The organism is Saliphagus sp. LR7 (assembly GCF_003344565.1).
GTDB lineage: Archaea > Halobacteriota > Halobacteria > Halobacteriales > Natrialbaceae > Saliphagus > Saliphagus infecundisoli.
The window spans coordinates 103,842-117,431 of sequence record NZ_QPND01000003.1; the positions used below are offsets into that span (position 1 = coordinate 103,842).

Here is a 13,590-nt window from a genome sequence, read left to right on the forward strand (position 1 = left end):
ACGACCGATCGGTAGTTCGACCCGTCTCGAACCGATCCGCCGATCGAGAGGGACGAATCGTTTTGGAAGGGGAAACACCGACCGTCCGGCCCGAACGGGTGGTCTCGCCGGGCGTGCCGGCCGCTCGACGGGTTTCTTCGAGTGGGACCACGATACAATGACAACCGTACGGTTGTAATCTACCGGGGCAGGTCCCGCCCGGTCGTCGTGAACACCTCACGGGATTCGTTTGGAGGAGTAAAACGAACGGGTCGGTCGTTGGCGATCGTTCGTGATTGTCGTCCGGACGGGACGGTATTGAGGCCCGGTCAGGAGCGGCGGGTCTCGCCGACGGCCGCGGGCTCGCCGTCCGCGGCGGCGTCGATGACGGTCCAGTTCACCGACAGCGTCCGGAGGGCGTCGGCGTAGTCCGACCGGACGTGGTCGGGGTCGCCTCGCTCGACGGCCTCGAGGAACGTCTCGATCTCGCGGCCGTAGCGGTCGGTCGGCGCGTGGTAGTCGATCGCCTCGGGGCCGACCTGGCCGGTGAGCGTCTGGGAGGGGTAGTCGAGATGGAGGTGGAGATCGTCGCCGAGGACGTCGAGTTCGGCCGTCCACGTCGGCGAGGTGACCCCCGAGGAGACCGTGGTGACGACGCCGTTTTCGTGTTCCAGGGTCGCGGTCGTCGCGTCGGGGTAGTCGATCTCCTCGGTCCCGATCCGGTCGGTGCTCGCCGCCGAGACGCGGTCCACGTCGCCGGCGAGGTATCGGGCCATGTCGTAGATGTGGGTGGTTCGGGTGACGATTTCCCCGCCCGAGAGCTCGAGTTCGTTCCCCCACGAGCTCGCGAGCAGGCCGCTCCAGTACCGGCCCGCGAGCAGCGATATCTCGCGGTCTTCGAGCAGTTCGCGGGCGCGCTCGGTGATCCCGTCGTACCGGAAGACGTAGCCCGTCCCGCTGACGATTCCGGCCTCCTCGATCGCGTCGAGGGTTTCTTCTCCCTGTTCGACCCGGAGAGCCACGGGCTTCTCGACGAAGACGTCGATCCCGCGCTCGGCCGCCATCGTCACCTGGTCGTCGTAGGCAAACGGCGGGATCGCGACGACGACGGCGTCGAGATCGGCCCCCTCGTAGAGGTCCGTGTGGTCGGCGTACGCCGCGGCCTCGCGGGGCTCGGCGGCCTCGCGGGCCGCGTCCTCGTCTACGTCACAGACGGCCGTGACCCGCGCGCCGTCGTAGCCGTCTACCTTCTCCATGAGGGTGCCGGCCATCTTGCCGGCTCCGATGAATCCGATCTCCATACCTCCTCCAACTCGCTTTCCCCCTTGTACGCTTCGATCCCCCACCGCTCCCCTCCGGAAGAATTAGCCCGCCAGTGCCCGGATCTCGGCCGGCGACAGCGCCCGCCCGTAGAGGCGCAGGTCGGATACCCGGCCCTCGAGCCCGTCGTCGAACAGGTATTCTCCCTTCAGCAGCGTCCAGCTTTCCGGATCGCCACCGACGGCGATCGGCCCCTCGAACCCCGATTCGGCGACCCGCTCGCCGTCGATCCGGAGGACGACCCGATCACCGTTCCAGGTGCCGGCGACGTGGTACCGCTCGCCCTCGCTCGCGCCGTCCCAGGGAACCGCCCTCTTCCCGTTGGGACCCTCGAGCCCGAACCCGATCCTCCCGTCGCCGACCTCCAGGGTAACACTCCCCAGATTCGCGACCGTACCCGGCGAGTCGAGGTCCTCAAGGCGGATCGAGGCGGCGACGGTGAGCCCGTCTGCGAAGGTCCACGGACCGTAGGGAGCGAGCCCCAGGTCGACGCCGCGACGGCCGTCGCCCGCGAGCGGGCCACCGTGACGGTCGGTCGGCAGCCCCCGGAGGACGGTCTGGGAGGTGTCCATGTGGTCGTACGAGCCGGCGAGCCAGAGCACCGGGAGCTCCTCGCTCGCGTTTCGCGGGACCACGGGCCGGAGGTCCCAGCCGGGCCGGTCCCGGCCGACGGTCGTCGAGGACCAGGTTCTCCCCCCAGTATCGGTCTCGAACCGGGTGAGGACGCTTCCCTCCGATCGGTTCCGCCCGCGGGCCACACAGCCGTAGACGACGCTCGGATTCGAACGATCGATCGAGAGCCCGCCCGAGTAGTGGAGCTCGATCGGTCGCCGCGCGATGTAGGGGCCCGCGTCCGCGATGGGGTGGTCGGCCCACTCCTCGCCCGTCCAGCGGGCGTAGCGGTACTCGTGGGCGAGCGTCGAGGGGAACGTCGCGTAGGCGACGACCGGCCTCCCCTCGGAGTCGACCGCGCAGTCCCAGAGCCAGGCGTGGTGGTTCCCGGGCGCATGCGAGTCGTAGACTGTCTCGAGATCCTCCTTCTCGAGTGGCGCTTCCTCGGGATCGCCCAGCAGGGTGTCGTCGGCCGCGTAGAGCCGGCCGTCGCAGAGCTTCGCGTACATGACGTTCCACTTGGGGGCGTCGCCGCCGCGCTCGGCGTCGGTGAAAAAGAGGTGGATCGCCCCGGGGCCGCGGGCGGGGAGAGCGTACAGCGAGTAGTGGCCTTCCGGCGGGACCGCCAGGAGCGTGGGGTCGCCCCAGGTCGCGCCCTCGTCGTCCGACCGGCGGAGATAACAGTTGCCGTCGCCCATGTAGCCGTACTCGTCGTCGGTCGCGTCGCGGGTGTAGATCCGGTCCCGATAGAACAGCAGGAGGGAGTCGCCGTCGGGCGACCGGATCGGGTTCGGGTAGGTGACGCTCTCGCCCTCGAGCCGGCGGGGCGGGCCGAACCCCGCCACGCTCTCGGGCTCACACGAGACGGTGTAGCGGATCGACTCGCCGTTGTGCCCGCCCCAGAACACGAGCAGGCGGCCGTCGGCCCGGAGCGCGAGCGAGGGGTTCGTGTGGTCGTCGGGAGAAAAGTCGCGTTCGACGACGGTCGACTCGAGGCTCTCCCGGTCGTGATCGTAGGCCCCGACCACGACGTCCCGGCCGGTGGGGCCGCCGAGGTACGCGAGATAGGTCGCCTCGCGCTCGCCCGCGTGGAAGGTCGCCCGCGGGTTCGTAAACCAGATCCAGCGCGCGTCGATCCCGTAGTTGCCGTCGTTTCCCTCCGGCGATCGGTCCCGGACGATCCCGCCGGGAGAGACCTCCTCCCAGTGGCCGAGCAGTCCCCGCGAGCGGTCCGGTTCGCCGGTCATCGCGGCGCCTCCAGGGGGTGTTCGACGTCGACCAGTCCGTCCTCGATGGCGGCCCTGAACTCCCAGGGGTAGTACGATCGCCAGCCCTCGAGATAGTCGACGTCGCGGTCGCGGACGGCGACGTGGTCGGCGTCGGGAAACAGCGCCGACAGGAGCCGCAGGCGCTGGTGGCCCGCGAGGGGATGGCCTTCCCGCTCGTAGGCCGCGAGGGCGGTCACGACGTCGGGATCGGGGGCGGTCGGCGGGCGATCGGCCCACTCCTCGCCGACGAGCCAGTCCTCGGCGTGGTCCGTGGGATCGCCCCACCGCTCCCGGTAGCGAGCGAGGGCCTCGTCGTCGCCGGGAATCCCCGTCTCCCGGGCGAGCGACTGGTCGCCGGTCGCCCACACCTCGTGGTCGGTCCCGCGGGCCAACCCCTCGAGCCACTCGATGGGGATTGGCCCGCCGACAGCAGTGTCACTACCGACGGCGAACACGTACATACGACCGCTCTGGGCCGCGAGCGGCTTATAGCTCTCGACTCTACGGATCGCTGATGGGTTCGGCGGCCTCCCGCGAGGACCGCCCGAACCGGAACGATAATGATTCCCCCTTGCGAACCGTTGGCTCAGAGATGGGATACGAGACCCTTCGGGAGGACTTGCGAGGAGTCGCGTTCACGACGGCGACGCCCTTTTCGGAAGGCGGCGACCGGGTCGACCGCGAGGCGATCGCCGAGAACGTCGGCTCGCTCGCCGCGGCGGGCGCCGACCTGTTCATCCCGTGTGGGAACACGGGGGAATACTACTCGCTTACCGACGACGAGCGCACGGCGGTCGTCGAGGCGACCGTCGACGCGGCCCCCGCCGAAGCCGCCGTCGTCGCCGGGGCCGGCGGCGCGACCAGCGAAGCGATCGAACTGATCGACGCCTACGAGGACGCCGGCGCCGACGCCGCGATGGTGATGTATCCCCGCCACACCTACGTCCACGAGGAGGGGCTGATCGACTATTATCGACGAATTGCGGCGTCGACCGACCTCGGGATCGTCGTCTACAAGCGGGGCCCCCTCCTGAGCGAGCGGCTCCTCGAAGCGGTCGCCGGGATCGAGAACGTCGTTGCCGTGAAGTACGCGGTCAACGACGTCACGGAGTTTTCCCGACTGGCGTCGACGATCACCGACGTGATCTGGCTCAACGGCGTCGCCGAACGCTACGGCCCGGCCTACGCCCTCGAGGGCGCCGAGGGGCTGACCACGGGGATCGGGAACTTCATCCCCGGACCCGTCCTCGCGCTGTACGACGCCCTCGAGGAAGGCGACTGGAACCGGGCCCGGGAGCTCCGTGACCTGCTGCGTCCCTTCGAGGACCTCCGGGCGGAAGCGGGGGGCGGTCCCGCCTTCGGCGCCGCGAAGAACGTCCCCGCCGTCAAGTATGGGATGGACCTCCGGGGGCTTTCCGGGGGGGCCGTCAGGGAGCCCCTGGTCGACCTCGCCCCCGAGGACCGAGAGCGCGTCGAGGAGTACTTAGAGCGGGTCGAGCGCGAGGAGGAACTGCTCGCACCCGCATAGCCCCCCGTCCGTCGCCCGCCCGCCGGGACCCCCATTCTTACTATCTTCCCGTTCGCACTCGAGGTATGAACGGAGACTCGCTCGCGCTCTCGGGAGGGACCGTCTACACGCTCGCCGGCTCGCCCACGGAGGAGCCGACCGCCGACGGGATCGTCTTTCGTGACGGGAGAGTCGCGGACCTCGCCGGGGGGACGGCCGAGCGGACGATCGACCTCGAGGGCCGGACGGTCCTTCCCGGCTTCGTCGACGCCCACGCCCACCTCCCGTGGGTCGGGATCGCCCTCCACGAGACGGACCTCTCGGCCGCCGACGACCGGGAGGAGGCCCTCGCCGCGCTCGCCGAAAACGCCGCGGATACCGCGGCGGGCGACTGGGTGCTCGGGTTCGGTTACGACGAGAGTACCTGGCCCGCAGGCCAGGACGACCCGCTCACCCGCGGGGAGCTCGACGGCGTGAGCGAGACCCACCCGATCGCCGCCAAACGAGTGGACGGCCACGCGGTCTCGCTGAACGCCACAGGGCTGGAGCGGGTCGATCTCGACGGCGTGGACGACGACGTCCGTCGGGAGGGCGGCGAGGCGACCGGCGTCGTCGTCGAGGACGCGGTGATCCGCGTCACCGAAGCGACCTATCCCGACCGGGGGAAAGCGCGGACCGTCCTCGAGAAGGGCGCCCGGCGAGCGGCCGAACTCGGCATCACGACCGTCTACGACATGGCCGGGATGGCGACGCCCAACGAGCCCGGGGACCCGTTTCACGCCGCGCTCTTTTCGGCCTGGCGCGAGGACGCCCTGCCGGTCCGGGTCGGCTACTACGTCCACATCGATCGGGGCGACGCGCTCGCCGACCTCGAGATCGCGAGCGGGTTCGGCGACGACCGGCTCTCGATCCTGGGCCTGAAGGTCTTTTCAGATGGGTCGATCGGTGCACAAAGCGCGAAACTCGACGGCGAGTTCGCCGACGACCCCGGCAACGACGGCCAGTTCGTGATCGACCGCGACCGGCTCCGGGAGGCGTTCGCCGCGGCGGCACGGGCGAACCAGTCGATCGCGACCCACGCGATCGGCACCGAGGCGATCGAGGTCGTCCTCGACGCCTACGAGGAGGTCCTGCCCGCCTACGAGACGGACGATCCCCGGCTCCGGATCGAGCACGCCGAACTCGCGACCGACGACCAGATCGAGCGGATGGCGGAGCTGGACGTGATCGCGAGCATGCAGCCGAACTTCCTCCAGTGGTCGGCTCCGGGAGGGCTGTACGAGGCTCGCCTCGGCGAGCGCTGGCGCCGGGAGAACAACCGCCTCCGGAGGATGCACGAGGCGGGCGTCCGGCTCGCCCTCGGCAGCGACACGATGCCGTTCGGTCCACTCTACGGGATCCACCACGCGGTGAACGCCCCCCACGACGCCCAGCGCCTGTCGGTGGGCGAGGCGCTGCGAGCCTACACCCGGGGCGGGGCCTATGCGGGGTTCGCCGACGAGCGGGGAAGCCTCGAGCCCGGCAAACTCGCCGACGCGGTGGTTCTCGATCGGGACCCTTTCGAACACCCGGAGGAGATCGACGAGATCGAGGTGGTGGCGACGGTCGTCGGCGGCGAGATCGTCTACGAGGCACCCGACCCAGGGCTCGAGACGACGGGGTAGACACTCAGGCGAACGCGGACTCGAGCCACTCGAGGTGCGTTTCGGTCGCGAGCGTGTCGTGGTAGATCGAGACTCCCTCTGCTTCCTCGCGGACCGCGTTCGCAAGCTCGCGGAACTCGTCCTCGCTCCCGATAACGGTGGGATCGAGCGTGATCCCGGCGTCGGTCGGGAGCCGAGTCCCGGCGTCGATCGCTCCGATCCGCTCGCGGGCGACGTCGGGGTCGGCGACGTAACAGATCGCGAGCAGCCGGTCGACGTGCTCCTCGAGCGCGTCGAACCGGACGCCGGTTCCGAGGAGCTGGTCGGGATCGGCGCCCGCGGCCTCCATCACGTAGTAGGTGAGCGGAATCGAGCCGGCGGCGTCGTCGAGGTCGGCGAGGAGGTCCTCGATCACGGCCGCCCGGAACTCGAAGAGGTCGGCGACGAGGGGGTCGTCCGCGACGAGGTCTTCGAGCGGCGGGGGGGACGCGGTCGGATCGGCGAGGGGATCGGCAAGCAACTCGTGAACCCGTTCCCCGGCCGCTTCGAGGTCGATCGGGTGGGCCTCGGCGGCCGCCCGACACCCATCACAGAAACACTGCGAGAGCAGGATCTCGCCGGCGGTCGAGGCGATCGTCTGGCGCTTGGGGTGGCCGAAGTCGGCGCCGTGATCGTGAAACGCGCTCGGAAAGCCGACGGACTCGAGATGGATCCCGCTTACGCCTCGCTCGCGGGCCGCGCGGACGACGCTCGCGAAGTAGGCGCGGACCTCGGGGTGGGAGGGACAGAGCGAGTGGTCGTGGGCGTCGCCGAAGGCACTCTCGATCCGGTGGTCGGGATTGGCGGAGGCGAGGCGCGTGTTGTGGAGACAGACCGTCCAGGCGTTCGTCGCGATTCCGTACTCGTCGAGGCCCTCAGCGATCGCCTCGAGAGGATCGGCCCACTCCCCGACGGCGTTGACGGGGGGATTGATCGCGAGCCCATCGAACGCCTCGCCGGGATCGAAGTAACAGCTCCCCGACGCGGAGTGAAACAGAGCGTCGGGGGAGCGGGGGCTCATCGAGCGCACCGAGTGGTAGTGGGAAGCGACGTTGACCGTATCGATCCCGCAGGCCGCGAGGCGGTCGGCGGTCGCGTCGAGGCCCTCCCGCTCGAGGGTCCAGGGGTACGTCCAGAGCGCGGGCATACGGGATGCTCTCGGACCGTCGCCTAAAGCGTTCTCCCCGCGCTCCTCGTGTCTCCTCCCCGAAGATAGACTTATGACCCGCGGGTGCCGATTGCCACCGGACATCATGGATGGTTCAGACGACGCGGAGAGCGGAGTAGCGACGCGACCCGACGACGCCGGCGTGGGCCGGCGAGCGGCGATCGCCGCGCTAGGTCTCGGCGGCCTCGGCCTGCTGAGCGGCCGGGCGGGCGCCCAGTCCCGGGGACGGGGCAACCAGCCGTGGTACGGCTGGGAGAGCGACGTCGACGCCGGCGGGAACGACCTGACGGACCTGGGCGCGCTCGAGCTGGCCGCCACGGGCGAAGCGGTCAGTGACCTCGCCGGGGAGAACCTCGCGGTCGAGGACGGCGTGTTGCACGCCACCGGGGGATCGGGAGCGGGCGACGCAGTCGACGTCGTCGACATCGACGACTACGGGGCGGACCCGACGGGCGAGGACCCCTCGGACGACGCCCTCGACGCCGCGATCGAGGACCTGAGCGAGGGCGCGACGCTCGTCATGACCGACGGCGAGTACTGGTTCGACGCGCCCCACGAGATCTACGAGGACCACGTTACGGTCCTCGGGACGGGTTCGCACCTGCGGATCACGGGGATCGCCTACGGCTCGTACTCGCATTTCCTCTCGTTCGGGAGTTTCGAGAACGTCAGCGACTTCGGCGGCGACACCGTCCTCGCCGCGGACGCAAGCGAGGGCGACCAGCGGATCGAGGTCGAGGACCCCTCGCCGTTCGAGGCCGGCGACGACGTCACGGTCTCGGAGACGAAGTACGACAACACGCCGACGCTCTCGTGGGGCGGCACCGCGGGCCGGGGCACCTGTCCCACGCGGGCGGTGATCCGCGAGATAGAGGGCTCGACGCTCTACCTCGATCGCGGGCTGAACTACGACCACGGCGCGGGCGACGCTGGCGTCTTTCTGCTCGATTCCGTCGTCGGCGGTCGGTTCGTCGATCTGCACATGGTCTCCGGCGACGGCGAGGACGAGTCCGAGGGCTTCCTGATGTGTGCGTACGCCCGCGAATGTGCGATGATCGACTGTTCGGCCGCGGAGTACGTCGGCTTCCCTTTCACCGACATCCACTCGTTGCGGACGGTGATGGTCGACTGCGAGGCGACCGATCCGGTTCTCCCGGAACGGGCCTCCTCCCACTGGGAGCCGTTCCAGTTCCGGGGCAGCACGGATCCGACAGTGATCCGCCCGTCGATCGACACCTGCCGGCGCGGAATCGACGTCAACGCCGGGGCGAACACGGTCAGGGTGTTCGACCCGCGGATCAGGAACGCCTACCTCCACGGCGCCTGCTTTCACTCGAACGCGGACCAACAGGTCTACGGCGCCTACGAGATCTACGGCGGCCGGATCGAGGGGGCCGAGGAGATCCTCCACGACAAGTACCACGCGGGCTACGGCCTCTCGCTGTCGCCGAACCAGAGCCACGTCAAGGCGTTCGGGACGACCGTCGTCGGCCGGCCCGCCGCGGTCAACACCCCCTACGGTCAGGCCTCTGACCTCACCCTCGAGGGCTGTTCGCTCGAGACGTTCGCCGGCACGAGCGCGAACGTCGTGAACGGAACTCTCAGAAACTCCCGGCTCGAGAACGTCAATCTCGTTGGACGAGGTAGCGACGAGATCGGGTTGAATCTCGAGGGCGCCGAGAACGTCTCCGTCTCGGGAGAGATCGCGGGGGACTTCTCGGAGGCCGCGGCGTCCATCGAGGGCGCCGAGAACGTTTCTCTGGATATCGACGTCCTCGAGAACGCGACGGACGCGCCCGACGTCGCCGTCGACGACTCCGAGAACGTCGGCGTGACCGGGACCCTTCACGGGAGCGGTCCGTCGGTCGTCGCGAGCGACGTCTCGGACCTCCGCGTGACGGACGCCGACTGCGTGGCCGACGCCGGCGCGCCGATCGCCCACGCGGGCGACGGCACCGTCTCGAACGTCTGGATCACCGGCTGTAACACGGCCGGCGGCGACGAGGCCGACATCGACTTCGACGGGGACGACGTCTCCGGCCTCTGGATCAAGAACAACGTCTGCGGGGAGATCCTCGCCGACGAAAGCGAAGGGACCTTCGTCCGGGACAACCTGACCGGCCAGTCGTGACCAGCCGGTCGTAGCCCCTGCTTCGCCACCGGGAGTTATAGTCGTCGGGCGAGAAGCGCCGGGAGATGCCAGCCGAAGCGACACGTCGAGACGGCCGCGATGCCGACCCCTCGACCCACGGAGGGAGACGATGACCGACCTCGAGGGGCCACGCCTCGCGACCCGCGAGGAGTTCCCCGAGATGATGGAACTGCTGGATCGCTACTTCGCCTACGACCGGGGCGGGATGCAGGCGAACCTCCCGTTCGTCTACGACCCCGACCGTCCCGATCGCCACGCGGTGATCCTCGCCGATGGCGAGATCGTGAGCCACGTCGCGGCGGTCCCACAGACCCTCTCGACGGCTTTCGGGGGGCAAGTCGAGTGCTGGGGTATCGGCGGCGTCGCTACCGACCGCCGGTATCGGGGCGAGGGGTACATGACCGACCTCCTCTCGTTCTGGTTCGATCGGATGGACGACGCTGGCGCCCCCCTCTCGGATCTGAGCGGCAACCGACAGCGGTACGGCCACTTCGGCTACGAGCTGGCCGGCAGCGAGTACGAGTACACGATCACCGCCCGATCGTTCGACGGCGAGCCGGCGGCCTCCCCCGCCGTCTCGGTCTACGACGGCGGGGAGGCGACCCTCGAGACCATCGGCGGGATCCACGCGACCGAACCCTATCGCCTCGTCCGGGACCGCGAGGGCGACCGGACGGTGTTCGGCCAGCGCGGCCTCGAGACGTTCGTCGTGGGCGCCGCTGGCTCGAACCGGGGGGCCAGCGACGACGCTCCCGATCCTGCCTACCTCTCGATGACCCGCCGGTCCCGCTCGCGAACCGTCTCCGAGTTCGGCGGGAGCGAGGCCGGCCTCGAGACGCTCCTCGGTCACGTCCTCGCCGTCCTCGATCTGAACGAGCTATCGGTCCGGGCGCCGCCCTGGCACGACGCGGAACCGCTCTTCGCCCGCCACGCCAGCAGCTGGTTCGCCCGCCCACACCGAAAGCTCCGGATCAACGACCTCGGGGCGCTCTTGGATGGCTTCGAGGGCCAACTCGAGAACCGGTGGCTCGCGAGCGGGCGCACGGAGGCGGGATCGATCGAACTCGCGCTCCCCGAGGGGGAGCCGGTCGGCATCGAGTACGGTCCCGAGGGAGTGTCGGTCGGCGCCGGCGGGCGGGGGGGAGAAGAGAGCGAGCGCGACCGCCGCGAGATCGTTTCCCTGCTGTTCGGCCTTCCCGACCGCACCGCGTCGCTCCGTTCGGGCCATCCCCTCCTCGAGACGGCCCTCCCGCTCCGATACTTCATCTGGCCGTCCGAACACGCCTGAGCGGTCGGTCCGCGGCCGACCCTGCCTACCGCTCGGGTCGCGTCGGCGTCTCCCCGCTATCGAAGATCTGGCGCTGGAAGCTCCAGTCGAGGCCGGCGGTGAGCCCGCCGTCGACGACGAGATCGGTGCCGCTGACGAAGGAGGACATCGGCGAGGCCAGAAACAGCGTCGCGTCGGCGACCTCCTCGGGCCTGCCGAAGCGGCCCTGGGGGTACTGGTCTATCCACTGGTCGCGCTGGGTCCACTCGCCGTCGTGTTCGGCGCTCGCCCGGCTCTCGCCGACCCGATCCATATTTTCCGAGCGCCGATCGGTCTCGATTGTGCCCGGACAGACGACGTTCGAGCGGACACCGTGGCGGCCGTACTGGGTCGCGATCAGCCGCGAGAGGCCGAGGACGCCGCTTCTCGCCGACGAGTAGGCGATCTGGCCGATGCCGTCGAGCCCGTTGACCGACGACATCTGGACGATCGATCCCCCGCCGCCCTCGACCATCACCGGCAGGGCCTCCCGGGAGGCCAGAAAGAGCGATTTGAGGTTGAGGTCGACCGTCCGGTCCCAGGCCTCCTCCGTGACCCGGTGGAGGTTGTCGTCGTCGATCGATCCACCCGCGTTGTTCACGAGGACGTCGATCCCGCCGAAGCGATCGACCGTGGCGTCTACGAGCGCCGCGACCTCGGCCGAGTCGGTGACGTCGCAGGCGACCCCCGCCGCCTCGATTCCGTGCTCGCCCTCGAGTTCCTCGGCGACGGTCTCCACATCGTCTTCGCCCCGCGCGGAGACGACGACGGCCGCTCCCTCCTCGGCGAACCGGTCGACGATCGCCCGCCCGATGCCGCGGGTTCCGCCGGTTACGATCGCGACGTCGCCCGCGAGAACGCCGGTCGCTTCCTCGGTCTCGGTCATCGCCGGCGATTCGGCCCCCGAGGACTTAACCGATCGGGTCCCCACAAGAGCCTTGATCCCTCCCCGAGAGAGCGACGTATGAGCGGCGAATGCGGGGTCGATGGGCTCTCGCTCGAGGAAAAGGTCGGACAGCTCCTCCACGTCGGGATCGGAAACGGGTACGGAGAGACCGACGCGGGATGGCCCGCCGAGGAAACGGGCGAGGTGATCCGCGACCTCCAGCCCGGCGCGGTCCGGATCTACGGCAGCCATCGGGCCGGTCCCTACGCCATGGCGGAATACGCGAACCGCCTCCAGGAGTGGGCCGCGGAGGTCGACCACGCCATCCCCCTCCTGCTCTCGGCTGACTGCGAGTACGGCACCGTCGACGTCGTCGGCCACGGCACCCGGGCGTATCCCTCCCTGATGGGACGGACGGTGACCGGCGACCCCGGCCTCGCCCGCGAGGTCTCGGCGGCGATCGCACGGGACGCGCGCTCGATGGGACTCTCGATGACCCACAGGCCGGTCGCCGACGTCCACACCAACCCCGACAACCCCGTCATCGGCGTCCGCTCGCCCGGGACCGACCCCGCGACCGTCTCGCGGTACGCGACCGCCGCTCTCGAGGGAATCCACGACGCCGGAGCGCTCGGAGTCGCCAAACACTTCCCCGGCCACGGCGACACCGAACTCGACTCACACCACGACCTACCCCACGTCACCGACGACCGGGAGAGGATAGAGGAGGTCCACCTCCCTCCCTTCGAGGCGCTGATCGAGGCGGGCGTCGACTGCATCATGACCTCCCATGTCCTCGTGGATGCCATCGACCCCGACCGCCCGGCAACGCTCTCGAAGCCGGTGCTCTCGGGATTACTCCGCGAGGAACTCGGCTTCGAGGGCGTCGTCGTCACCGACGCGATGATGATGGACGCGGTCGCCGAGAACTACGGCGTCGGCGAGGCCGCCGTCCGGGCGGTCGTCGCGGGTGCCGACCTCGTCCTCACGGGGTACGTGTCCCACGAGGATCTCCGGGAAACGCGGGACGTGCTCCTCGAAGCGGTCGAAACCGGCGACCTCCCCGAATCGCGGATCGACCGCTCGGTTGAGCGGATCCTCGCGCTCAAAGAGCGGGTGGCCGACGGCCGCCAGGTCGATCCCATCGAGGCCCTCGAGGTGACGGGAAGCGAGGCCCACCGGTCGCTCGCCCACGAGGCCTACGAGCGCTCCGTGACCCTCCTCGCGGACGACGGGCTCCCGATCCGCGAGGACGACGCGGTCTTGCTGACCGGAGTTCGGGGTGTAGGCGCGCTCGAGCCCCACTTCGACCGGGCGTTCGGACCCGTGGTGACCTGCTCGCTGGCGCCCAACGGGACCCGGACGGGGGATTCGAAGCCCGCGACCGTGCCAACGGCCGACGCGCTCCCGACCGTCCGAGACCTCGCCGCTGGGGTCGATCGCGCGGTCGTGACGACCTACAACAGGGAAGGGGTTCCGGACTCCCAGCGCCGGATGGTCGAGGCCGTCGCGGGCGAGGCGCCGACGACCGTCGTCTCGCTCGGCCTGCCGAACGAGTTTCCGGGCCTCCCCGAAGTGGGATACCTCGCGACCTACCTTCAGGATCGCCTGGGATTGCCCGATCCCGTCCCCGACGCGGCCGGTCGGGCGATCGTCGGGGCCCTCCGGGAGCCGCCGGCGGTTCGGGAGTCGCTGCCGATCGGTGAGTGA

At 69.8% G+C, this 13,590-nt stretch carries 10 protein-coding genes; 5 read left to right on the forward strand and 5 right to left on the reverse strand.

What is annotated here, in order from left to right; genetic code table 11:
• Positions 1–308: 308 nt before the first annotated feature.
• The 3 genes from DVH23_RS05455 to DVH23_RS05465 form a co-directional block, all read right to left on the reverse strand.
• Complete coding sequence (locus DVH23_RS05455; protein ID WP_114576431.1) at positions 309–1,280, reverse strand: Gfo/Idh/MocA family protein; 972 nt, start codon at positions 1,278–1,280, stop codon at positions 309–311.
• A gap of 63 nt (positions 1,281–1,343) precedes the next feature.
• A complete protein-coding gene (locus DVH23_RS05460) occupies positions 1,344–3,158 on the reverse strand; it encodes a BNR-4 repeat-containing protein (RefSeq protein ID WP_114576432.1) in 1,815 nt (604 codons plus the stop codon).
• A complete protein-coding gene (locus DVH23_RS05465) occupies positions 3,155–3,640 on the reverse strand; it encodes a hypothetical protein (protein WP_114576433.1) in 486 nt (161 codons plus the stop codon). Before DVH23_RS05465 ends, DVH23_RS05460 begins: the two co-directional genes overlap by 4 nt.
• A gap of 131 nt (positions 3,641–3,771) precedes the next feature.
• Here DVH23_RS05465 and DVH23_RS05470 point away from each other — a divergent pair, with 131 nt between their 5' ends.
• Both DVH23_RS05470 and DVH23_RS05475 read left to right on the forward strand, forming a co-directional pair.
• On the forward strand, positions 3,772–4,707 hold the full coding sequence (locus DVH23_RS05470) for a dihydrodipicolinate synthase family protein (RefSeq protein WP_114576742.1): 936 nt from the start codon (positions 3,772–3,774) through the stop codon (positions 4,705–4,707).
• Positions 4,708–4,772: 65 nt separating this feature from the next.
• Positions 4,773–6,350 (forward strand): amidohydrolase, encoded by a 1,578-nt coding sequence (locus DVH23_RS05475; RefSeq protein ID WP_114576434.1) that lies wholly within the window; start codon positions 4,773–4,775, stop codon positions 6,348–6,350.
• A gap of 4 nt (positions 6,351–6,354) precedes the next feature.
• On the opposite strand, the gene DVH23_RS05480 is transcribed toward DVH23_RS05475, so the two are convergent.
• Positions 6,355–7,515: a hypothetical protein gene (locus tag DVH23_RS05480; RefSeq protein WP_114576435.1), complete on the reverse strand. Its 1,161-nt coding sequence runs from the start codon at positions 7,513–7,515 to the stop codon at positions 6,355–6,357.
• Between the two features lie 106 nt (positions 7,516–7,621).
• On the opposite strand from DVH23_RS05480, the gene DVH23_RS05485 reads away from it, so the two are divergent.
• Positions 7,622–9,667, forward strand: a complete 2,046-nt coding sequence (locus DVH23_RS05485) for a hypothetical protein (RefSeq protein WP_114576436.1) — start codon at positions 7,622–7,624, stop codon at positions 9,665–9,667.
• Between the two features lie 130 nt (positions 9,668–9,797).
• Positions 9,798–10,976, forward strand: a complete 1,179-nt coding sequence (locus DVH23_RS05490; RefSeq protein ID WP_114576437.1) for a GNAT family N-acetyltransferase — start codon at positions 9,798–9,800, stop codon at positions 10,974–10,976.
• Positions 10,977–11,001: 25 nt separating this feature from the next.
• On the opposite strand, the gene DVH23_RS05495 is transcribed toward DVH23_RS05490, so the two are convergent.
• Entirely contained in the window at positions 11,002–11,880 is an 879-nt protein-coding gene (locus tag DVH23_RS05495) for an SDR family NAD(P)-dependent oxidoreductase (RefSeq protein ID WP_114576438.1), read from the reverse strand.
• A 78-nt stretch (positions 11,881–11,958) separates the two neighbouring features.
• Between DVH23_RS05495 and DVH23_RS05500 the strand changes: the two genes are divergently transcribed.
• Positions 11,959–13,590: a glycoside hydrolase family 3 protein gene (locus DVH23_RS05500; protein WP_114576439.1), complete on the forward strand. Its 1,632-nt coding sequence runs from the start codon at positions 11,959–11,961 to the stop codon at positions 13,588–13,590.